Source organism: Acinetobacter sp. Q186-3 (assembly GCF_013420655.1).
In the GTDB taxonomy this organism is placed as follows: domain Bacteria; phylum Pseudomonadota; class Gammaproteobacteria; order Pseudomonadales; family Moraxellaceae; genus Acinetobacter; species Acinetobacter indicus.
This window is the reverse complement of sequence record NZ_VOXS01000003.1, coordinates 173,170-194,275: the sequence shown is the minus strand read 5'-3', so window position 1 is coordinate 194,275 and position 21,106 is coordinate 173,170. Positions and strand designations below refer to the sequence as shown.

The 21,106-nt window shown below is 48.5% G+C and carries 21 protein-coding genes and 4 tRNA genes; 14 read left to right on the top strand and 11 right to left on the bottom strand.

Annotation, left to right across the window (positions count from 1 at the left end):
* Positions 1–109: 109 nt before the first annotated feature.
* The 5 genes from thyA (at position 110) to msrA (ending at position 3,789) form a co-directional block, all read left to right on the top strand.
* Positions 110–952: a thymidylate synthase gene (gene thyA / locus FTT64_RS04295; protein WP_005180203.1), complete on the top strand. Its 843-nt coding sequence runs from the start codon at positions 110–112 to the stop codon at positions 950–952.
* Between the two features lie 100 nt (positions 953–1,052).
* On the top strand, positions 1,053–1,565 hold the full coding sequence (locus tag FTT64_RS04290) for a dihydrofolate reductase (protein ID WP_180182038.1): 513 nt from the start codon (positions 1,053–1,055) through the stop codon (positions 1,563–1,565).
* A gap of 29 nt (positions 1,566–1,594) precedes the next feature.
* Entirely contained in the window at positions 1,595–2,665 is a 1,071-nt protein-coding gene (locus FTT64_RS04285) for a DUF4105 domain-containing protein (RefSeq protein ID WP_016658547.1), read from the top strand.
* Positions 2,666–2,740: 75 nt separating this feature from the next.
* Positions 2,741–3,202: an META domain-containing protein gene (locus FTT64_RS04280; RefSeq protein WP_005180208.1), complete on the top strand. Its 462-nt coding sequence runs from the start codon at positions 2,741–2,743 to the stop codon at positions 3,200–3,202.
* A gap of 65 nt (positions 3,203–3,267) precedes the next feature.
* A complete protein-coding gene (msrA, locus tag FTT64_RS04275) occupies positions 3,268–3,789 on the top strand; it encodes a peptide-methionine (S)-S-oxide reductase MsrA (RefSeq protein WP_168395454.1) in 522 nt (173 codons plus the stop codon).
* A gap of 69 nt (positions 3,790–3,858) precedes the next feature.
* Here msrA and FTT64_RS04270 read toward each other — a convergent pair whose 3' ends face one another.
* Both FTT64_RS04270 and FTT64_RS04265 read right to left on the bottom strand, forming a co-directional pair.
* A complete protein-coding gene (locus FTT64_RS04270; protein WP_016658545.1) occupies positions 3,859–4,500 on the bottom strand; it encodes a fumarylacetoacetate hydrolase family protein in 642 nt (213 codons plus the stop codon).
* A gap of 36 nt (positions 4,501–4,536) precedes the next feature.
* Complete coding sequence (locus tag FTT64_RS04265; protein ID WP_005180217.1) at positions 4,537–5,034, bottom strand: YcxB family protein; 498 nt, start codon at positions 5,032–5,034, stop codon at positions 4,537–4,539.
* Between the two features lie 172 nt (positions 5,035–5,206).
* Here FTT64_RS04265 and FTT64_RS04260 point away from each other — a divergent pair, with 172 nt between their 5' ends.
* Complete coding sequence (locus FTT64_RS04260; RefSeq protein WP_180182039.1) at positions 5,207–6,505, top strand: SRPBCC family protein; 1,299 nt, start codon at positions 5,207–5,209, stop codon at positions 6,503–6,505.
* 77 nt (positions 6,506–6,582) lie between these two features.
* Here FTT64_RS04260 and FTT64_RS04255 read toward each other — a convergent pair.
* The 4 genes from FTT64_RS04255 to FTT64_RS04240 all read right to left on the bottom strand — a co-directional run bounded on the left by FTT64_RS04255 (position 6,583) and on the right by FTT64_RS04240 (position 7,196).
* A tRNA-Arg gene (locus FTT64_RS04255) sits at positions 6,583–6,659 on the bottom strand.
* 231 nt (positions 6,660–6,890) lie between these two features.
* Positions 6,891–6,967: transfer RNA gene (locus tag FTT64_RS04250), tRNA-Arg, on the bottom strand.
* Between the two features lie 49 nt (positions 6,968–7,016).
* Positions 7,017–7,093 (bottom strand) — tRNA-Arg (locus FTT64_RS04245).
* Positions 7,094–7,106: 13 nt separating this feature from the next.
* Positions 7,107–7,196 (bottom strand) — tRNA-Ser (locus FTT64_RS04240).
* Positions 7,197–7,462: 266 nt separating this feature from the next.
* Here FTT64_RS04240 and rnr point away from each other — a divergent pair.
* From rnr to FTT64_RS04210, 6 genes are all read left to right on the top strand, one after another.
* Entirely contained in the window at positions 7,463–9,895 is a 2,433-nt protein-coding gene (gene rnr, locus FTT64_RS04235; RefSeq protein WP_180182040.1) for a ribonuclease R, read from the top strand.
* A 78-nt stretch (positions 9,896–9,973) separates the two neighbouring features.
* Positions 9,974–10,561, top strand: a complete 588-nt coding sequence (locus FTT64_RS04230) for a hypothetical protein (protein WP_005180225.1) — start codon at positions 9,974–9,976, stop codon at positions 10,559–10,561.
* A 74-nt stretch (positions 10,562–10,635) separates the two neighbouring features.
* Positions 10,636–12,675 (top strand): M3 family metallopeptidase, encoded by a 2,040-nt coding sequence (locus FTT64_RS04225; protein WP_180182041.1) that lies wholly within the window; start codon positions 10,636–10,638, stop codon positions 12,673–12,675.
* 40 nt (positions 12,676–12,715) lie between these two features.
* Positions 12,716–12,925 (top strand): YheV family putative zinc ribbon protein, encoded by a 210-nt coding sequence (locus FTT64_RS04220; protein ID WP_171065117.1) that lies wholly within the window; start codon positions 12,716–12,718, stop codon positions 12,923–12,925.
* 22 nt (positions 12,926–12,947) lie between these two features.
* Positions 12,948–13,364 carry a hypothetical protein gene (locus FTT64_RS04215; protein ID WP_180182042.1) on the top strand — a complete coding sequence of 139 codons (417 nt, stop codon included), beginning with the start codon at positions 12,948–12,950 and terminating at the stop codon, positions 13,362–13,364.
* Between the two features lie 60 nt (positions 13,365–13,424).
* Positions 13,425–14,312 (top strand): DMT family transporter, encoded by an 888-nt coding sequence (locus FTT64_RS04210; RefSeq protein ID WP_373685923.1) that lies wholly within the window; start codon positions 13,425–13,427, stop codon positions 14,310–14,312.
* A 61-nt stretch (positions 14,313–14,373) separates the two neighbouring features.
* Here the strand turns inward: FTT64_RS04210 and FTT64_RS14575 are convergent, their stop codons facing one another.
* From FTT64_RS14575 to FTT64_RS04195, 3 genes are all read right to left on the bottom strand, one after another.
* Complete coding sequence (locus tag FTT64_RS14575) at positions 14,374–15,816, bottom strand: TRAP transporter large permease subunit (protein ID WP_373686611.1); 1,443 nt, start codon at positions 15,814–15,816, stop codon at positions 14,374–14,376.
* Positions 15,817–16,830: 1,014 nt separating this feature from the next.
* Positions 16,831–17,403, bottom strand: a complete 573-nt coding sequence (gene rrtA, locus FTT64_RS04200) for a rhombosortase (protein WP_168393915.1) — start codon at positions 17,401–17,403, stop codon at positions 16,831–16,833.
* A gap of 55 nt (positions 17,404–17,458) precedes the next feature.
* A complete protein-coding gene (locus FTT64_RS04195; protein WP_005180236.1) occupies positions 17,459–18,532 on the bottom strand; it encodes a hypothetical protein in 1,074 nt (357 codons plus the stop codon).
* 189 nt (positions 18,533–18,721) lie between these two features.
* On the opposite strand from FTT64_RS04195, the gene FTT64_RS04190 reads away from it, so the two are divergent.
* On the top strand, positions 18,722–18,901 hold the full coding sequence (locus tag FTT64_RS04190) for a hypothetical protein (protein ID WP_180182045.1): 180 nt from the start codon (positions 18,722–18,724) through the stop codon (positions 18,899–18,901).
* Between the two features lie 147 nt (positions 18,902–19,048).
* On the opposite strand, the gene FTT64_RS04185 is transcribed toward FTT64_RS04190, so the two are convergent.
* Complete coding sequence (locus FTT64_RS04185) at positions 19,049–19,441, bottom strand: hypothetical protein (RefSeq protein ID WP_005180237.1); 393 nt, start codon at positions 19,439–19,441, stop codon at positions 19,049–19,051.
* Positions 19,428–19,685 (bottom strand): succinate dehydrogenase assembly factor 2, encoded by a 258-nt coding sequence (locus FTT64_RS04180; protein WP_005180238.1) that lies wholly within the window; start codon positions 19,683–19,685, stop codon positions 19,428–19,430. The genes FTT64_RS04185 and FTT64_RS04180 overlap by 14 nt, the downstream gene beginning before the upstream one ends.
* A 183-nt stretch (positions 19,686–19,868) precedes the next feature.
* On the opposite strand from FTT64_RS04180, the gene FTT64_RS04175 reads away from it, so the two are divergent.
* Positions 19,869–21,041, top strand: coding sequence for an acyl-CoA dehydrogenase family protein (locus FTT64_RS04175; RefSeq protein WP_180182046.1), 1,173 nt, complete (start codon positions 19,869–19,871; stop codon positions 21,039–21,041).
* Positions 21,042–21,106: the final 65 nt, after the last annotated feature.

Here is a 21,106-nt window from a genome sequence, read left to right as displayed (position 1 = left end):
TGCACTTTTATGTGCTCATTTAAAGCCAAGATCTTCAACACAGCCAGCCTTTTGCGCTGCAATGAAGGTCGACACAGGAGCCACATCACTATTTGATTGAGAGAATTTCATGCGCCAATATCTTGACCTGTTACAACATATCCTTGACCACGGCGGCGACAAAGGCGACCGTACCGGCACGGGAACCCGTTCTGTATTCGGTCATCAGATGCGCTTTGATCTGTCTCAGGGTTTTCCGCTATTAACCACCAAAAAAGTGCATTTCCGTTCAATTGTGATTGAACTGTTATGGTTCCTGAAAGGTGATACCAACGTTCAGTATCTGCAGGACAACAAAGTTACGATTTGGGATGAATGGTCAACGGCAGAACAGACGGCGCGTTTCGGCCGTCCTGAAGGCGAGCTTGGTCCGGTATATGGCCATCAGTGGCGTAACTTTGGCGCCAGCAAAAATGCCGATAACAGCTATAATCAGGATGGTTTTGACCAGATTTCCTGGCTAATCAATGAGATTAAAACCAACCCGAATTCACGCCGTTTAATTGTATCGGGCTGGAATCCGCAGGAAGCCGGTCAGGTGGCATTACCACCTTGTCATACCCTGTTCCAGTTTTTTGTTCATAACGGCAAACTCTCTTGCCAGCTGTATCAGCGTAGTGCCGATGTCTTCCTGGGTGTACCATTCAATATTGCTAGCTATGCGCTGCTGACCCATATGATTGCCCAGGTATGTGATCTAGAGGTTGGTGATTTTGTCTGGACCGGCGGCGATACCCATTTATATGCCAACCATTTTGAACAGGCACAACTGCAACTCAGTCGTGAACCGCTGGGGCTGTGCCAGCTGAAACTGAACCCGGACGTCAAAGATCTGTTCGCGTTTAAATTTGAAGATATTGAAATTGTCGGTTATGAGTCACATCCGGCAATTAAGGCCCCGGTAGCGGTTTAAAGCCAATTAATTCCGGACAAATGCCCCATCCCCCTTTCATCGAGGGGGATTTTACATTTTAATAGGGTTAATTTTTCGCATGAGATATGGATGAAACAGCATGGCATTTCAAGGTTTAGAAGTTGTACACGTGGTGGCCATGGATCAGCAGCGCTGTATTGGAAAAGCCAATGATTTGCCATGGCATATTTCTGCCGACTTAAAACATTTTAAGGAAATTACCCAGGGCGGCGTGGTAGTGATGGGCCGTAAAACCCTGGAATCAATGGGTCGTGCCTTACCGAAACGTGTCAATTGGGTGATTACCCGAGATCCAAATTGGGCCTTTGAGGGCACCAAAGTCGCCTATTCAATTGAAGAAGCTTTAACTCAGGCCGTGGCTGATGTGCAGGCTTCAGAAAAGCAGGACAGTATTTTTATTATTGGCGGTGGTGAAATCTTTAAACAGACCATGGATATTGCCGACCGTCTGGAACTGACCCATGTCGAGCTGGATGTGCAGGGCGATGCGCATTATCCGGAAATTCCGGCAGCGTTCCAGAAAGTCAGTGCCGAGCAACATTTGGATGACAAAACTGGCATTGCATTTGAGTTTGCCAGCTACCGAAAATAAAGCTTATTTTTCTGAATGAATTCATCAGCATGCAGACACCCCAACAGCCCGAACTGGCACAGCGTTTGATTCAAGGCAGTTTGCATGGCCTGTTTAGCCTGTTTGTAATTGGCAGCTCGATCTGGCTGGTGCTGATCCTGTGGTTTCAGCAGCCGTTTGGACTGCTGTTTAGCCGGATCCTGATTGGCCTGTGGATTGCCTTTGCCATGAGCATTCTGGGCATCTATATCAGCCGGCATCTGATTAGCCGTAAACTGGATGTGCTGATTTATCTGCTGGTGTTTCTGTGCAGCCAGCTCTGGTATTTTGGCCTGCCACCTCGCCAGGACCGCGACTGGAATCCCGAAGTGGCGCAGCTGTTACATTCCGAGCGTCACGGCGATCAGGTCATTCTGCACAATGTGCGTAACTTTAACTGGCACAGCGATGGTTCCTACGAGCAGCGCTGGGAAAGTCGCCATTATGACCTGAACCAGATTCGGGGCGTCAACATCATCACTTCCTACTGGATGGGACCACAAATTGCCCACACCCTGGTCAGTTTCGATTTTGCCAATGCCGCACCGCTGACTTTTTCGATTGAAATCCGCAAAGAACGCCATGAAGAATTTTCTTCGCTGGGCGGATTCTTCCGCAAATATGAACTGAGTCTGGTGGCAGCGGATGAAAAAGATATTATCTATACCCGCAGTAATATTCGCGGCGAACAGGTCTATTTTTTCCCGCTGAAGATGCCACGGGACATGCAAAAAGCCCTGTTTCTAGAATATCTGGCCAAAGCCGATGAACTGGCACAACAGCCCAAATGGTATAACACCCTGACCAGTAACTGCACTACCCTGGTCTTTGACATGGTGCAGGCAGTATCCAACCAGACCTTGCCCACCGATTATCGCCTGCTAGCTTCGGGTTATTTACCCAATTATTTGTATGATTTACAGGCGCTTGATCAGAGCTTGAGCATTGAAAGCTGGTATCAGCGCGCTTATATCAATCCGCGTGTGGAACAGCCGGGCCAGCTGGATAGTGCACAATTTTCAGCACTAATCCGGCAGGGTTTGCCCGCGCCATCCGCTCCTGGCGCTCCGTCAAATCAATGATACAATTTTAACTGGCGATCAAATTTAAAATTGGTTTAGATACATCCATCAGCTTTAAAATAAAGAGAAATCCATATGCTTAAACATCTTGCTGCCGTTGCCCTTTTAGGTTCAGCCCTAGTTTTTAGCGGCTGTGAAACTTTACCAACCCCGGGTGCTACCGTTGAAACTGCCAATCTTGTCCAGCTGCAAAACCGCACTTGGATTGTGACCCAGATTGGCAATACCGCGGTTCGCACCGAACCGACTGCCCACAATATTCCAAGCCTGCAATTTGATAGCGCCACCCAACGCGTTAGCGGTGCCGATGGCTGTAACCGGATTATGGGCAGCTACAGCGCCGGCCGTGACACGCTAACGCTAAGCCAAATGGCTGGCACCCGTATGGCCTGCCTCAACAGCAATGGCATTGATCAGAAATTCAATGAAGCACTGGCCAAAGTGACCCATTATCAGGTCTTTGGTAAAACCCTGAAACTGCTGGATCGTTATGGCAATTTGCTGATTCAGCTGGAAAGTGCCGTACAACCGCGTTAATACTGCACCGGCCTGCACCTTTGCAGACCTTTTTTATGAACGATTGAAAACAGAAGGCTGACCCTATGCAACAGGCAATTTTTGGTGGTGGATGTTTCTGGTGTACCGAAGCGGTATTTCTCCAACTGCGCGGTGTGGCCAAAGTGGTGAGTGGCTATGCCGGCGGCCAGATGGACAATCCAAATTATGAAGCGGTGTGCAATGGTGATACCGGCCATGCTGAAGTCATTCTGATTGATTTCGATGACAGTCAAATCAGCTATACCCAGCTGTTAAATGTGTTCTTTGCCACCCATGACCCGACCACGCTTAACCGTCAGGGCAATGATGTCGGCAGCCAGTATCGTTCGGTGATTTATTATTTAAATCCGAAGCAGCAGCAACAGGCCGAACAGATGATCCAGCAGCTCAAAGCCGAGGGCATTGCTGTGGTCACCGAAGTGACCGCTGCACCGCGTTTTTATCCGGCAGAGGCCTATCATCAGAACTTCTTTGCCAATAACCCGACGCAAGGCTATTGCAACTTTGTAATTCCACCCAAACTGATGAAGCTGCATAGCAAGTTTCAGGATTTACTCAAAGACTGAAACAAGGAAGGCTCGAAAAGCTCAATAAAAAAGGACTGCAATTGCAGTCCTTGTCGTCTGGAGAAGCAGTTAAGCCTGAACAAAAGTGCTCCAGACAAATTCCCGGGTTTTACCCTGCAAACGCATGCTTAACTGGTCATTGGCCTTTAAGGCACCCACCCCGGCCGGAGTACCGGTCATTACCACATCGCCCGGCTCCAAACTAAAACTGTGGCTAATTTCAGCCAGTAGCGCACCAATTTCAAAAATCAGCAGCGCGGTATGCCCCTGCTGACGCAGTTCGTCATTAATATGCAGCGTATAGTGTACATCTTTCCAGTCATTAATTTCCGCAACATCGACCCAGTCTGCCAGTACACAGGCGCCATCAAAGGCTTTGGCCCGTTCCCATGGATGGCCTTTCTGTTTCAGTTCATCCTGCAAGTCACGCAAGGTGAGGTCCAGCCCCAAAGTCACCGCCCCCACAGCCTGCAAGGCTTTTTGCGGATCGGTTTCTGCTTTTAAGGGCTGGTCAATACGCAGGCTGAGTTCACATTCATAATGGCAGCTGCCCCAGGCCGGATTCCAGGCAATCCCGGCAGATAACGGACGCAGGCTGCTCGGCGGTTTAATAAACAGCACCGGACGATCAGGAACCGCATTGCCCAGTTCTTTGGCATGATCCGCATAACTGCGACCCACACAGACAATTTTCGATGGACGTGTATTCATGATCTTCCCTCTTATGATGTGATGGTTTTAACAGGCTTATTTTTTAAAGGTATTTTCAAACAGGGTCTGATCGGCTGTGCTTTCAAACACGCGTTTTGGCACAATAATCACCATGCGGTTTTTCAGCTCAATCATATAGGTCAACTTGCCTGAAGCAAAATTCTGCACTTCGTTATAATGCACCACTTTGTCACGGCCATTGGCAGAAATCTCGGCATAATCCTGATACAGCGCAATGCCCTGCTCACTTTTTCCAAACTGGTATTTGACAAACTGACGCTTAAACATCATCGGCAGGAACCAGTAGCGCATCAGCATCTGTAGCACCAGAAAAAATACCCCCAGCGCCAGATAGTAACGACCCACACCATCGAGGCCCAAATAAATGCCCCAGGCAATAATCCCGACACTAATTAATGGAGTAATAAAACGGGTAAACTGTTTTTTACCAAAGGTGGCCAGAGCAAAGCCATCCTGAGATTCTTCCAGATTTAAAAAATAACGTAGCGACAAGGCAGGCTTGAGTTCCGACATCGGCTCATCATCAAATCAGTTAAATTACGCTAAATATTACACCAGAATAGGTGATTTCCTTATTCTTTTTCTTGCCAGTGCTGTCATGATGATGCTGCACACACCATTCAAAAAATAACCCGATTCAAAACGGGATGATTCACTCACCTCCACAGCAAAAACAGGATGTTTTATGCCACAGACGCACACCCGATTGATCGCCCTGCTTTGCAGTCTGCTGCTGCCGGTTTCTGCCTGGGCCAGTTTAGTTCGCTGGACAGGAAAAATGCCAGGCAGTTTACAAGGCTATGGCAGCAGTGCCGAGCAGCTGGCCGCGCTGACCGGAGATGGAATTCTGATTTATGCACATGCCGCGCAACCGATTCAGCTGCCAACTTTCGCATCCACAAAACGGGGTAAATTTTATAGTGCTGCGGTGGTGCTGCCAGTGCCCAGTCACAAAGTTGCGGCGCTGCTCAGTGATTATTCAGGCTATGCCCAGCTGTTTCCGACCTTAAAAAGCGCCAAGATGCTGGAGCAGCGCCAGCACATCAGTCAGGTCAAATACCGGATTCATATTCCCACGCCCATTCCGGTGCTGAACTTTAAAGACGATGTGATCCTGCAACATCAGCGCACCGACAACAGTATTGAAACCCTGGTGATTGACGCGCCCATTCCGTATGGCGCCGGAAAAATAGAGTGGTTTGCCTTGTCGGCCCATCAGACGCTGGTCACAGTCACCCACTGGGGAGATTTGGCGCAGCCCAAAGGCTTTTTATTTCGTACCATCCTGAATGCCCTGCCCGATGCCAAACTGGGCCTGCCGGCCGGCACCAATGCCTTTATTCTGGAAGCACTGCAACGTAAATTTAAAAGCACCACACCCCGAGCCTTACCCGCCGGCGACGTACCAGCCCCTGAATTAAGTGTCAGCCAGATGAACAAAATCCGGCAGATCAGCCAGAAATCACAACAACCCGTATCCTTTATTTTACCGGCCTATCAGGTGTCCTATGGCGCAAAGCAGGAAGTCATGCGTTTTAGCAGCAGCTATCAGTACTATGCCCAGCCGGCCAGCAAGCTAAAACCCTGGCTTGAACCGCAGGCCTACCAGCACCTGTTTCCACGGCAAATTAAAAAAGTTCATATTCAGCAGCCCTCTGCCCGGCAGCTGGATGCCGACTATAAAATTTCGGTCGGACTGGGCGTGATTCAGATTCCGTTTGATTTTAAACTGCGTTTTCAGGCACAAGGCGCTCTGGAGCAGCAGTTTCAGGCGGTGGGGGGAGATTTACGCTATGTGCAAGGCGGCATGCAGATTTTGCCGCAAGCCGAGGGCAGTTTACTGAATGTGACCAGCGCCATGAACATTGATGCGCAGGCACCGTTTTTATTACGCGCCATGCGCAGTATGCCGTATCACGAGCTGCTGCCGGCATTGGGTGGCAATACCGTGCTGACCTTAAAGATTCAACAGAAGATCAAATAATGCGGGAATGTTTTAGTAAATTATAGACACAAAAAAACCGCAACATGTGCGGTTTTTTCAGAATTCTTTATCAAGATTGGTGCGCTCAGAGAGATTCGAACTCCCGACCCCTTAGTTCGTAGCCAAGTGCTCTATCCAGCTGAGCTATGAGCGCGACGTCTTGATGGGGTGCATTATACGGGCTTTTCGGTATTTGTTAAGTCTTATTTCATAAAAATGCAACCAAATGGATAGATATTGGACAAATCATGTATTTGTGCGCTGATTTTATACAGGTTTTAAATTGCAGTTGAAAGTGTAACAAATAAGGAAGCCGGCGGATGCAGCTGAGTAGCCAAATTGCAGGCACAAAAAAACCGCAACATGTGCGGTTAATTGTTCAAGTTGGTGCGCTCAGAGAGATTCGAACTCCCGACCCCTTAGTTCGTAGCCAAGTGCTCTATCCAGCTGAGCTATGAGCGCGTCACTTGTGTCGTCTATATCAGACTGCGTTATTTCCCGGTTTACTTATTGGTGCGCTCAGAGAGATTCGAACTCCCGACCCCTTAGTTCGTAGCCAAGTGCTCTATCCAGCTGAGCTATGAGCGCGACATAAGTAAAGTGGCGGTGAGAGAGGGATTCGAACCCTCGATACAGTTGCCCGTATGCGTCCTTAGCAGGGACGTGGTTTCAGCCACTCACCCATCTCACCGTAACGTGCCGCCATAATACAAATTTAACTGTAGCACTGCAAGCGCAGTCACTCTATTTTTTGCAGTTTTTTGCTCAATTAAATATTTTTTAAACAATTTATTGCTTCTAGCCTGGCATTTTCTGCAAAATTTATGGGGAATGTGATTTTATCTACTCGCAATCATCTTAAAATAAAGACTTAAAACACATTATTGCAATCATTTACGTGCAGTCTGACGCTGCATGACTTATGCTAAACCTATCTTCTGACTTGAAGCCAAAGACATGATGAAAAACTGGGTCGATCCTGAAGCAAAAGCTGAAGCCGAACGTTACGATAATCCGATTCCAAGTCGCACACTGATTCTTGAAAGTATTGAAAAACTGCAACAGGCCCAGTCGCATGCCGACTTGGTTGAATATTTTGAAATTGCCGATCAGAAAAGTATTGATGCCCTGAGCCACCGCTTAATTGCCATGGTGCGTGATGGCCAGCTCATGAAAGACGGATTCAAGTTCCAGCTTGCCGCCGAGCAGCCTACCCATGAAGCCACGGTCTACATTAATAGCAAGGGTCTCGGTTCTGCCCATATTGACGGACAAAATGACATCCTGCTACCCGAGCGTGAATTGCGTCTGGTGTTTAATGGCGACCGCGTTAAAGTGCGCCAGACCTCGGTCGATCGCAAAGGCAAAGCCTGGGGCTTTATTACCGAAGTCCAGCAGCGCCGTGTGAAACAGATCATTGGCAAACTGTCGATGTATGACGGTGAATATTTTATTCAGCCGGGCAATCCGAACAGCCATCAGCCGGTGACTTTAGAAAAAGAGCTGGTTGAACATGCCAAACTGAACCTGGGCGATTCAGTTCGCGTTGCCATTGATGACTATCCAAGCCGTGAAGAATTTGCCACCGGCCATGTGGTGCAGTCGATGGCCGATAAAGCCGACACCGAAATCATCATTCCCCAAACCATTTTAGAGTTTGGTTTGCCGTATGAATTTCCGGACAATGTCTTAAAAGATGCCGACAGTTTTAAAGAACCGTCAGCCAAAGACCGTGAGGGCCGGGTCGATTTACGTGATTTAGCTCTGGTCACCATTGATGGTGAAGATGCCCGCGACTTTGATGATGCAGTGTATGCAGAAAAACGTCCAGGGGGCGGCTACCGCGTAGTGGTCGCGATTGCCGATGTTAGCCACTATGTCCGCAAGGGCAAACCGCTGGATGATGAAGCCCAGGAACGCGGCACTTCGGTCTATTTCCCGCATTTTGTCTTGCCGATGTTGCCAGAAGCCTTATCGAATGGCTTATGTTCGCTGAATCCGCAGGTAGATCGTCTGTGTATGGTCTGTGACCTGAACCTGTCCCGTGCCGGCCGGGTGACCAAATTCGAATTCTATCCTGCGGTAATGCATTCCAAAGCCCGTCTGACCTATACCCAGGTGGCGCAATATTTTGACGGCGACAGCGCTGCCATTCCGGAAGACCGGGATGTACGCAAATCGCTGAATACCCTGTTTCAGCTGTATCAGGTACTCAAAGGTTTACGTGCCCAGCGTCATGCTATGGAATTTGAAACCGTCGAAACCTATATGACCTTCGACGAACTCGGCGGAATTCAGGAAATCCTGCCACGAACCCGTAATGATGCGCATAAACTGATTGAAGAGTGCATGTTGCTGGCCAACGTGGCGGCGGCAGAATTTGCGCTCAAAAATGATATTCCGATGCTGTACCGTGTGCATGAACCACCGGAGTTTTCACGGATTCAGAAAGTTCGTGAATTTGTAAAACTGCTGGGACTGAATTTCCCGGAACAGCCAACCCAGGCCGATTATCAGGCCGTGATTGATGCCACCAAAGACCGCATTGATGCGCCAAGTATTCATGCGGTGCTGTTACGCTCGATGATGCAGGCCTATTACGGCGCGGCCAATGCCGGCCACTATGGTCTGGCCTATGAAGCCTATACTCACTTCACCTCGCCAATTCGCCGTTATCCGGATCTGCTCTTGCACCGTGCCATTAAAGCGCATCTGGCCCAGAAACCATATCCGATTTCGGGTGCCGAGCTGGATGATGCCGGTGAGCATTTCTCGCAAACCGAACGCCGTGCCGATGAAGCCTCCCGCTCTGTGACCATGTGGCTGAAATGTCATTATATGCAGCAGCATTTAGGCGAAGAATTTGTCGGGGTAATTTCTGCCGTGACCGAATTTGGTCTGTTTGTCACGCTGAAAGACCTGTATGTCGATGGCATGATTCACGTCAGCCAGCTGGGCGATGACTTCTTTATGTTTGATCAGGCCAGCCAGTCACTGGTCGGTCAGTCACGCGGTCAGACCTTTAGCCTGGGCGATGAAGTGAAAGTTAAAGTGGCCGGAGTCAACCTGGAAGAACGCAAGATTGATTTCGAGCTGGTCAAGCAATTGACCCATGCCGGTCGTGCTATCCGCAGCCGTGCCCCACGCGTGGCCAAAGCTGCGCCGCGTGCTGAAGCCACCGAAGAAATCTTTCATGATCGTCCAGTCAAACTTGCCGTGAGTGAAGATGGCGAACAGCCATTGAAGAAGAAAAAGACCAAATCCAAACCGAGTTCTTATGGCAAAAAGCCGGCGAAAAAAGTCACCGCCAAGGCCGAAAGCAAAGACAAGGTCAAGAAAAAAGCCAAAGTGAAAAAGAAAAAGTCCAATGCCAAAGCAAAGGGTGAATGATTTTTGCTAAATAAAAAGAGCGCTACGGCGCTCTTTTTGTTTTAATATATCCATATAAAAATAAGCTACTTAAAAACAATGAATCCGCAAAAGATCTCGAAATATTATTATCACAACTATGTCTTGTTCGCATTTTTCTTGCTGACGATCTCAGCGCTTTTTGCCATCTTTAGCTTAGATTTCACCCCAACGGATCACGTCAAAATATGTGCTTTCATTTTAGCAATCGTTATGTATTTGGTGATTTTGATCTACTTTTATATGCTCCATCGACAGGGTGAATGGGTCATTCCCCGCACATGGAAAAATGCAAAGAAAAAACCGAAATTCTATTTCTTACTGCTACTGCCTCTTTTTGCAATTTTGATTTGTTATTTGAATCTGGTGTTTTATCCCCCTCTACTGCATACCCTTGTTTTTGGTACACCTAGTGTCGTGACCGTTGAGACAAGTGCAGTGAAAGAGCAGACATATAAACATGGCGTCAGCTATTTTTTGGATACAGCGTATGATGGATCTGGTATTTTTCGACTCAGTTCAAATGAATATGAACACTATAAAAATCAGGTTTTACAGATAAAGCTGTCCGTCATCCAAGGGCAATTTGGGACTTACATCAAAAAGATCGAATCCATCCAAATTGTCAAAGCAACACAGAATAAATAGCACCCAAGGCTTGATTTATCCTTCTAGAAGCCTTACTTCTACAAATAACACAGGAAATAAATCGGCAGACCGACATGACATTAGAACAGGCAACCCTGCCAGTACCCCAGTTTGACCAGATTACGCTGCCCCAATTAAAACAACAGGTTGAACAGACCATCACCCAAGGGCAGACCTTTTTACAGCAACTCCAAGACATTCCGGCCAGTAGCGATGCACAGTTGCAGGTTCTGGCGCAGGTCGATCATCTGGAAAACCAGATGAGCGAAAGCTGGGGCGTACTCTCGCACCTGAATGCGGTGATGAACAATGCCGAAACCCGTGAAGTCTATCAGGCACTGTTACCTGGCCTGAGCGAATACTATACCCAGCTCGGTCAGCACACGGTGCTGTATCAGACCTATCAGCAGGTTCATGATGCAGTGACGTTTAATGACTTACCCGCAGCGCAACAAAGCGCAATTAAACTGGCACTGCGTGACTTTAAATTGTCAGGTGTGGCCTTAGAAGGTGAAGCGAAAAAACGCTATGCGGAAATTTCAGCGCGCCTGTCGCAGCTGTCCTCTGACTTTTCCAACCATGTACTGGATGCAACACAGGCTTACTTTAAACCGCTCACAGAAGCACAACTAGCCGGCCTGCCTGCCAGCAGTGTGGAATTACTCAAGCAGTATGGCCAGCAACGTGAGCTGGAGCAGCCGGTTGCGACGCTGGATTTCCCGTCCTATCTGGCCATTATGACCTATGCTGAAGATCGCAGCCTGCGTGAAGAGTTATATAAGGCTTATACCACCCGTGCTTCTGACCAGTCGGCCGATCAGGCCTTTGACAATACCGCGGTGATGGAAGAAATTTTAAGCCTGCGTCAGGAAATGGCCCAGCTGCTCGGCTTTAACAACTATGCCGAACTGTCATTAGCCAGCAAAATGGCACCAAGTGTCGAAGCAGTTGAGCAGTTCCTGGTTGAGCTGGCCGAACATGCCCGTCAGCCGGCTGAACAGGAAATTGCCGAACTGAAAGCCATTGCCGCAGCAGATGGCATTCAGCAGCTGCAACCGTGGGATACCAGTTTCTATTCAGAAAAGCTGAAACTGGCCCAGTTCAATCTGTCTCAGGAAGCACTGAAACCGTATTTCCCGGCGCCAAAAGTGGTTGATGGCTTATTTAGCATCGTTAAACGTCTATACGATGTGGATATTATCGAGCGTGAAGCACCAGTCTGGCATCCAGACGCCCGTTATTTTGAACTGCAAGATCAGGGTCAGGTAATTGGCGGTTTCTATTTTGACCTGTATGCCCGTCAGGGCAAACGCGGCGGCGCCTGGATGAGCGGTTTCCGTTCGCGCATGCAGCAAAGCCAGGGCCTGCAACAGCCAATTTGCTATATGGTCTGTAACTTCACCCCGCCCGTGGGGGATCAGCCGGCCTTACTGACCCATGATGAAGTACTGACCTTATTCCATGAATTTGGGCATGGCCTGCATCATATGCTGACGGAAGTCGACAACATTGCGGTGGCCGGCACTCACGGCGTAGCCTGGGATGCGGTGGAACTGCCAAGCCAGTTTATGGAATTCTGGGCTTGGGACAAAGAAAGCCTGGATGTACTCAGTCAGCATATCGACACACAGGCCACCCTGCCGGATGATTTACTGCAGGCGCTGCTGAATGCGCGCTTCTTCCAGTCCGGCATGCAGACCTTACGCCAGCTGGAATTTGCCCTGTTTGACCTGAATATTCACTGCATGACTCCGGCCTTGACCGCCAGCCAGATTCAGGATGTGCTGAATGAAATCCGGTATAAATATGCGGTGGTGCCAACCACCGATTACAACCGCTTCCAGCATAGCTTCAGTCACATCTTCGCGGGGGGCTATGCGGCCGGTTATTATTCCTATAAATGGGCCGAAGTTTTGGCCAGCGATGCCTTCGATCGCTTCGAAAATGAAGGGGTATTTAACACCGACACCGGAAAGCAGTTCAGGCAGTTTATTCTAGCAGTTGGCGGAAAAGATTCAGCACTTGACGCGTTTATCAATTTCCGCGGACGCGAGCCAAAAATAGATGCATTATTGCGTCATCAAGGTTGGACGAAGCCAATTAAAAACGCTTAAACTAGGGCCTTAATTTGAACACAGGATCAGTATGATGACCATCAAACGTCGTTTCATTGCAGGCGCAAAATGTCCAAAATGCCAGGCTATGGATCGGGTGGTCATGCTGACCTCAGGTGATGATGAATGGATTGAATGTATCGACTGTGGCTATAGCGAAAATCGCCCAACCCATGTCGATGAACCTCAGCCACCGGCAGCGCCTGATGAAGTGGGTGTGATTCAATTTAAACCACGTCATCCTAAGTAAAAAAATTAAGGTTCATTTATTCATGACGCTTGATCAGAGAAATAGCTCAAAACTATTATGGGCCATTATTGGGGGCCTGATCGTAATCGTACTTGTGGTGCTGTCTTATCAATGGATGAGCCAAAACCAGAGTGCAGAGGTAACACCTGAAGCCGAGCTGCTAAGTCAGCCGGCCGCACCTGCGGCTAAAGCCAAAGCAGAACCAGCGGTGCAGCTGGAAGAAGTACCACAGCAACTGGTGAGTGAAGATATTCTGAAACAGCCGGTTGCTACCAACGCGACCCTGGCCAAAGAAGAAATGGCCAAACTAGAAGACCTGCAGGCACAGCTGGATGATCAGGCCGCACTGCTCAATGCCCAGCACACCGATGCTGATGAACTGATTCGCCTGAAAGAAGAACAGATTCAGCTGCTCGAAGCCCAGCTCAAACAGCAATAATTATGACCGGCAGTCTGCGTTAAATCGGCTAGAATACATCCTTATTCCTCGCCCGGGTTGATGATGACTGCCTCCACGCCTCAGCATGATCTGATCAAAGCCATTGGCTTACTCACCCTCTCTGCTTTTCTGTTTTCGCTCATGGGCGTGTGTATCCGCTACGCCTCGCATACGGTCGACAATGCCACTATTGTGTTCTTCCGTAATTTTATTGGCCTGTTTATTTTTCTGCCGCTGCTGTTCAATAAAGGCCTCGGCTTTTTTAAAACCCGGCGTCTGTGGATGCATACCTGGCGTAGTGTGGTCGGTCTGCTGGCGATGTATGGCTTTTTCTATGCCATTGCCCAGCTTAAACTGTCCAATGCGATGGTGTTTACCTATTCTTCCCCGATCTTTATTCCGCTCATTGCCTGGTTATTCCTGAAAGAAAAAGTCAGTGCAGCCATGCTGATCGCCGCCCTGTTTGGTCTAATGGGCGTACTCTGTGTGGCCAAACCAGATGCCGGCCTGTTCAATCATCTGTCGATCATTGGTCTTGGCGCCAGTTTTCTGGCCGCAATGGCCTTTGTCACTGTGCGCGCCCTGACGCAAACCGAACCACCAGAACGGATTGTGTTTTATTTCTGCCTGATTGGCACCCTGATTTCAGTCATTCCAATGTTCTGGCTATGGCGAAGCTATCAATCGAGTGAACTGGGCCTGCTGATCAGTGCCGGGGTGCTGGCCAATATCAGCCAGATTTTTATGTCGCGGGCCTATAGTCTGGCACCTGCCGGTCAGATTGGGCCGGTAAATTATATTGCGATTATTTTTGCCGGCATCTGGGGCTTTTTGTTCTGGCAGGAATTGCCAGATCTGTCTAGCCTGCTCGGCTTTGGCCTGATTTTAATTGCGATTTTACTGTGCAGCCCGCTGTTTAAAAAAGCCAGTCCTACACAGGCGCCATAAAAATACCCTGACCTTTCGCAAAAGATCAGGGTATGGTCATCATCACGGTTGAACGGCTGGCTTACTGATACCAGCCAAACAGTTTAAAGAAGTATGGTACATAGGCAATGATCAGCATCGCTGGCAGAATCACCAGAATCGGCAGAATCCAGCGCTCAAAACGATAGTAGAAGGATTTGTGGCGCACTTCGGCATCTGCCGCCGCCACTTCTTCATCGCCAATCGACTGCCTCGCCAGCAAGTGGTTCAGCGCGACCGGCGGGGTGATATAGCCCATTTCAAAGCCAATCAGGGTAATCATCCAGAAATGTACCGGTTCAATCCCATACTGGTAGGCTACCGGTGCCACCGTGGCAGAAATCAGGATGACCGCACCAAACGGGTCCATAATCATGCCGACCAGTACCATCACCAGCACAATCAGGCTAATCACAATAAAGGTACTACTGATATCGGTCGGGAAAGCTTCCATGATTTCAATCCGTTCCAGGAAGCCGCCGACACTGACCGATAAGGCCATCAAAATCACCAGTGCACCAATATGCCCCACGGTTTCACTAATGGAAATGTGCATCGACTTCCAGAAGCCAACCTCACGCTCCGGCTCGGACACCGCCACGCTATGATCCGCCGACATGCCAGTATCCTCAGTTGCAGTATGTACGCCATCGCGGTATTCCACACCACTGACTGCACTGGCGGTCGCCAGCGCCGGTTGCGATGAATCGGTATATTTTGCTGTCAGGCTTTCATCCCAATGACCTACTGGTGGAATTGGCGCCGGTTCATGCCGCAATTTATCAAACAGGACAATTAACAGCAGAATCACGGGCATCATCACCGGTGCGGTAAATTCGTTCAGGTTGGTGTCCAGCGCATATTTGTAGAACATCCAGATCAGCACGAAAATAATCACATACGGCACCACCGCACCCATGGCACGTAAAGATCGTGGTGCAGCCACAGCTGGTGAAGCAATCCGGAACTTACTTTCAGCAAAGAACAGCGATACCACCAGGAAAATTGTTGTAGTCAGCAGGAATACATACACGCCATAGTGGTACAGCACATCGGTGGTGACTTCCTTGTTTAAAGAGGCAACAACCACAATCAGCAGACATGGACGTAAGACTACCCCCATCGAACCAGATAAAGCCGTTGCTGCCAGGGCAAACTGACGGCGCCCGCCAGCATTCCAGACTTCTTTATAAATGATGGCACCGGCCGCGATCACAAAAATCCCCGAGGCACCGGTATAGGCTGTCGGTAATGCCGCACCAATCAAGATTAACCAGGTCAGGGTTTCGGGTGCCAGATTCCATGGCCGCATGATGTTCAGGAATTTATCCACCACACGGGTCTGTTTCAGCAGCATACCGGCCCAGATAAACAGCGCCAGATTCAGGAAGATGCTGGAGAATTCCACCAGCTGGCCCAGGTAAATCCCCTGCCCCATTGGATAATCCATGAAGAAGGTAAAGGCAATACCGGTAATAATGGCCATATAGGCATACAGTGGTACACTCAGGAAAGCCAGACCTAGACTGCCCCCTTCTCGCGTTGGTGCAGGCGGGCGAATAAACTGCCATAAACTGATGAGGGTCAGCGCACTGAACAGGATCATCCACAACCAGTAAATGATCTGCATTTCACCGGTCATCGGCACCCCGGAATTTAGCACCGAACGATACTGGCTATAGGCCGAGAACGCCAGAAAGGCATTGGCCACGGTCATGCAGGTGGTATATATCCGATAATCAATTCGTGTGGCAGGCCCACGTAAACCAATATGATGGGTTTTTAAAGTGGCACTAATCGCGGCAAACACCACCATCAACACCAGCAGCAAGGCACGGTTTTCAGTACCAAATTTAAAGATGCCAAAGAAGGTGGTTTCTACACTGCGATAGGTGCGTAAACTTGGATGCGCCTGCATATGCTGCACAGCCTGATCATAAAACACATATTTTTCTTCACAGACCTGCTGCGCGGCCATAATTGAGGCACGCACATCCGATTCAGACGGGGTTCCAAAAATATCAGCAAATTCATCGGCCGCATTGGCTTTCATTTGTGCCTGCACCTGGCCGTCAATATCCGGGTTGCGGTCACAGTCAGGGGCACTTGGTTCAGCGCGCAAGAATGAATACTGCATACCGGTGGCAGGATCACCGTATAGACGTTCGCCCATACGCAACAGCTGGCCGTGAATCATCTCACCGGTTCCAATGATAAGCGTCAGCAGCAGCAGCACCAGAATCACAAAGGCAGAAATCCATTCTGTCCATATATATCTGAGCAGATCCAGTCCGGATCTGCGTTGTCCTTGATTTGACATATTTCTTCCTGTTTTTTTATTTTCGGAAACGGCAACAGGGCCGTATTTCGCGCATCCTGTAGCAAGCAGCCATCCTGCTGCTATTCAAATCTTGTTTTCATTCTTTTCGAATGTGCATCAAAGTAAATTCATTTAAAATGACAATATTCGTTTTCTTTTTGGTAGAAATGGTCAACCGGATCACTTTTTCAAGCTGTAGGTATAGATCAGGTAGACCATCGCCAATCCCGCACCCCAGATCACGCCCAGCAAATGTGCCTCGACCAGTACCGGGCTGCCAATCAGCTCGGCCGTTTCCTTACTGCCAAAGGTATTTTCCCACAGCAGTTTGGCCAGAATCAGCAGCAATACCAGCGCAGCAAACCGGCGTTCTTGAGCATCAAGCAGATGCACCACCGCCACCGCCATATAGGCTCCATGCAGCACCCCAGACAGGCCGGCATAGGCTTCAATATGTGGAAACAGGACATAGAAACTGAAACTGATGGCCGGAGGTAATAGTAATAACAGGCTGACAAAATGCCAGGTTTTGACCCGCGGAAAAATAAAAGGCAAACAGGCAAAGGCCAGAATATTCAGCAGATAATGCACCCAGCCCACATGCACCCAATGCGCTGTCCACAAGCGCCAGAATTCTTGTAACAGAGCAGGACGCCAATAAATAAAATGATCCGCAAACACCTGCAAACAGGCCGCCAGCGACATAAACACGGCAATAAAAATAATTTTCTTACTGAAAAAATGAAGTGTCATGTCGTTGTCCCTGTTGAATCTTTTAAGTATAAAGCGTCCTCCTCGTAGCGACTATTTACAGATTGTTGAGTTCCGTATCTGGATCAGCGCTTGTATCTTCACCAAATAAATCATCCAGTTCAGACGCATTGTCCTGCTCATCCCAGAAACGGCTCATGCCATCATCGGCAGTACGTACCCCGGTATTTTCAGTCCAGTAACGGTCTGAAATCCCCTGCACCATGGTGGCAGCCATGCTGTCAATTAGCTTGAATTGCGGGTTAATTGGTTTTTCTTCGGTGCGTGCAGCCGCAAATGATTTTAGCGCATCACGAATCTTGGCATCATCGCCGCTGGCCTGCGCGGCCACTGCATACAGGGCATGCGACAGGCGCACACCTTTCTGCTCACCAATTTGCATCGACTGTTTCAGGGTCTGATACGGCTCCGGTTTGCCATCTCCCGCACCTGGCAACAAGGTCCAGATCACGGCACGGGTGGCTTGTGGTGCACCCCAGAATTTTTCATTGTTCAGACAGGTCATGCCACGCTCGACCACGGCAGCAATATCTTTAGGCACATGCACCGCACCGCCAGAGTTAATATCATTGGTCATGGCCTGTAAACCACTGATCATGCCAAGCAAATACACGGTCTGATCAATATCGCTGTTCATTTTCGGGCAGCCTTCACCCAGTGGTTTTCTGTATTTCTTTTCCCAGCGATTCTGGAATAACTGATAACCGGTATATTGGCGCTGTGCCGCAATAGCCGCCCAGCGTTTCTGTTCAATCCGGGCATCTTGCGCTTCACTGACCTGTCCGGCTTTTGACGCACGCAAATAACGCAGCTCGGCATCTAGGGCACGGTTTTCCGCACAGATACCGGCGGCTGAATACATCAGCACCGCAACCCGGGTCGGGTCTGCCCCCATATCTTTGGTGGCCATAATTGCAGGGGTCAAGGAATTGCCGCTGCTACAGACCATTTCGGCATCATCCATAGCCAGAATGGGAGGAACAATATGTTTTTCTGTAAAACCTAAAGCCACATTGGCACCGGTTTTCACCACTTGTGAACAGCCGGAAAGAAGTGTTGTTGTGAATGCAATAACCGCCACACCCTGGCAGATTTTTTGGACTTGCGACATTTTCCTGTCCTCTATAATTGTGTTTATGTCCATGGCAACAAACATATCAGATGCATTATCTGAATAAAAGAGCATTTACTCTAATCTGAGAGCTGTACTTTGACATGAAAAGCAGGCAAGAAAATTGACTGAATTTGCAGGAAAGCCAAATTTTAGGCAAAAAAAAGTAGCATTGCGACGGTTCAGCACATGCTACTTATTAACTGGAACCCGATTACGGGCATTTTATTGGTGCAATTCGTTCCTTCAACAAGCTTCCTCATTATCCAACCACAATTGAACACAATTGCGATGACCAGAAACATTCACGTGGCGATCACCCTGGCGATTTCCCTGTTTGCTGTTGGTGTCTTTAATATATCTGGATAATTTTCAAACACAAGAGACTTTTGTCCAACAATCGGTATTTTTTGCCAATTTACCGTGACTGTGTAGGACAAATAAAATGGTAGACTTTATAAATTTATTTAAAATCAATATCTTATTTTTATATTAAAATATACAACTGTCTGACAATTAGATGGTTTTTGCCAATGTTTTTAAGGCTTTCCACTCTGCAAACGAAACTTGGTCACGCCAGATGACTGCAGATTTGACCGGTGCATGATGAAAATACAGCACCAGATACAGCTGATGATCCAGAATATGCTCGAGCAGACCGCGTTGAATCTTGGAGCCAGAATTAAACTGCAGACTCCACTCTGCCCCATCTAAATGCGCCAAGGCGGTTAATTGGGAGCGTCGCTGAAACCCGTAATAACTGACAGCCGCCAGGAGCAGACCTAGCAGCCAAAGCAGCGGATGTAATAATTGAAAACTTAAAACAGAAAATAGAATCAGCAGGCTCAGCTGAAACAGCAGCGCCAGACGGCTCGGTTTCAGCTGAAAGTCGCGCTTAGCCGTGGACATAGTGTTTTAATTTACGGATCAGCTCGCGCATTTCCGGGCGTGGCGGTTCAGACACTTCCATAAACCAGTCCAGTAAATCCGGATCTTCCTGTTCAACCAGCGCCGCAAACGTGGCTTTTTCTTCCGGATCAGCGGTTAAATAATAGTTTTTCACATAAGGATCAAAGTAGACATCAATTTCCTTTAAACCGCGACGGGCACGATAAATCACTTTACGCTCTTCTAAGCTAATGTCTTCACTCATGGTTTGGTCCACATCATATTGATATCGCAATTAGTTTAACCCAGCCCAGAAAAAGTTTCGATGAATTTATCGGACTGACCAAAACCGCCAGCAAAAAGCCAGAAATGATGTTTCTGCACATTGTACTGCCGGCTCTGTTTGCTTTAGTTTCAAGGCATAAAAATAAGTGAAGGAACTCTAACCATGCAATCTGCTGCAATTCGCCCACTCAACAACATGTTGCCACGAAAATTATTTCAGAGTGAGCATGAGGCATTCCGTGATACAGTGCGCAAGTTTTATGAAAAGGAAGTTTTGCCGAATACGGAAAAATATGAACAGCAACAGCATGTAGACCGCGATTTATGGAACAAGGCCGGTGAACTGGGGCTGCTGTGTACCACCATGCCAGAGCAGTATGGTGGCTCCGGGGTAGATCGCCTCTACAGCATGATCCTGATTGAAGAACAGGCCTATGCCGGCGACTCGGCCACCGGCTTCTCGCTGCATTCCGATATTGTCGCCAACTATATTCATAATTTTGGCAACGAACAGCAAAAACAGCACTGGTTGCCGAAAATGGCGACAGGTGAAGTGGTCACCGCCATTGCCATGACCGAACCGGGCACAGGCTCAGATTTACAGGCAGTACGCACCACGGCAGTTTTAGAGGGCGATGAATACGTCATTAACGGCTCAAAAATCTTTATTACCAATGGCTATTTATGCGATATGGCGATTGTGGTGTGTAAAACCGGCAATAGCGACAAAGGTTCGGCCAACCTGTCACTGATTATGGTCGAGGCAGATCGTGCCGGTTTTAGCAAAGGCAAACCGCTGAATAAAATTGGCATGAAAGGTCAGGACACCTGCGAGCTGTTTTTTGACAATGTGCGAGTGCCCAAAGAAAACCTGCTCGGGATGGAAGGTATGGGCTTTATCATGCTGATGAAAGAGCTGGCCTGGGAACGCATGATTGTGGCGATTATCTGTCAGGCCGGTGCCGAAGCAGCCTTTGCGCATACCCTACAATACACCAAAGAACGTAAAGTCTTTGGTAAACCGATTGGCGCCTTTCAGAATACCCGCTTTAAACTGGCGGAAATGCGCACTGAAATTGATTTTTGCCGTGCCTATCTGGACCGGTGTATGGAACTGCAGCTCGAAGATCAGCTAAGTGTTGATGCAGCAGCGGCGGCCAAATACAAAATCTCGGAGCTATTTTCCAAAGTGGTGGATGAATGTCTGCAATTGCATGGCGGCTATGGCTATATGCTGGAATATCCGATTGCCCGTGCGTATTTAGACAATCGCGCCAACCGGATTTATGCCGGTACCAATGAAATTATGAAAGAGCTGATTTCCCGCTCCCTATAACGCATTACAAGCGTAGAACCCGATATAAACAACAAGGAAGCTCAATTGAGCTTCCTTTGTTCATT

Bases quoted from the DNA above. Each gene is read 5' to 3' on its own strand.
- FTT64_RS04285 (WP_016658547.1), top strand. From the start codon at position 1,595: ATGCAGACACCCCAACAGCCCGAACTGGCACAGCGTTTGATTCAAGGC.
- FTT64_RS04260 (WP_180182039.1), top strand. From the start codon at position 5,207: ATGCCACAGACGCACACCCGATTGATCGCCCTGCTTTGCAGTCTGCTG.
- FTT64_RS04230 (WP_005180225.1), top strand. From the start codon at position 9,974: ATGAATCCGCAAAAGATCTCGAAATATTATTATCACAACTATGTCTTG.
- FTT64_RS04190 (WP_180182045.1), top strand. From the start codon at position 18,722: ATGCTACTTATTAACTGGAACCCGATTACGGGCATTTTATTGGTGCAA.
- FTT64_RS04290 (WP_180182038.1), top strand. From the start codon at position 1,053: ATGGCATTTCAAGGTTTAGAAGTTGTACACGTGGTGGCCATGGATCAG.
- FTT64_RS14575 (WP_373686611.1), bottom strand. From the start codon at position 15,816: ATGGCCATTATTACCGGTATTGCCTTTACCTTCTTCATGGATTATCCA.
- FTT64_RS04185 (WP_005180237.1), bottom strand. From the start codon at position 19,441: ATGTCCACGGCTAAGCGCGACTTTCAGCTGAAACCGAGCCGTCTGGCG.
- FTT64_RS04175 (WP_180182046.1), top strand. From the start codon at position 19,869: ATGCAATCTGCTGCAATTCGCCCACTCAACAACATGTTGCCACGAAAA.
- FTT64_RS04195 (WP_005180236.1), bottom strand. From the start codon at position 18,532: ATGTCGCAAGTCCAAAAAATCTGCCAGGGTGTGGCGGTTATTGCATTC.
- FTT64_RS04225 (WP_180182041.1), top strand. From the start codon at position 10,636: ATGACATTAGAACAGGCAACCCTGCCAGTACCCCAGTTTGACCAGATT.
- rnr (WP_180182040.1), top strand. From the start codon at position 7,463: ATGATGAAAAACTGGGTCGATCCTGAAGCAAAAGCTGAAGCCGAACGT.
- rrtA (WP_168393915.1), bottom strand. From the start codon at position 17,403: ATGACACTTCATTTTTTCAGTAAGAAAATTATTTTTATTGCCGTGTTT.
- FTT64_RS04180 (WP_005180238.1), bottom strand. From the start codon at position 19,685: ATGAGTGAAGACATTAGCTTAGAAGAGCGTAAAGTGATTTATCGTGCC.
- FTT64_RS04270 (WP_016658545.1), bottom strand. From the start codon at position 4,500: ATGAATACACGTCCATCGAAAATTGTCTGTGTGGGTCGCAGTTATGCG.
- FTT64_RS04280 (WP_005180208.1), top strand. From the start codon at position 2,741: ATGCTTAAACATCTTGCTGCCGTTGCCCTTTTAGGTTCAGCCCTAGTT.
- FTT64_RS04215 (WP_180182042.1), top strand. From the start codon at position 12,948: ATGACGCTTGATCAGAGAAATAGCTCAAAACTATTATGGGCCATTATT.
- FTT64_RS04265 (WP_005180217.1), bottom strand. From the start codon at position 5,034: ATGTCGGAACTCAAGCCTGCCTTGTCGCTACGTTATTTTTTAAATCTG.
- FTT64_RS04210 (WP_373685923.1), top strand. From the start codon at position 13,425: ATGATGACTGCCTCCACGCCTCAGCATGATCTGATCAAAGCCATTGGC.
- msrA (WP_168395454.1), top strand. From the start codon at position 3,268: ATGCAACAGGCAATTTTTGGTGGTGGATGTTTCTGGTGTACCGAAGCG.
- thyA (WP_005180203.1), top strand. From the start codon at position 110: ATGCGCCAATATCTTGACCTGTTACAACATATCCTTGACCACGGCGGC.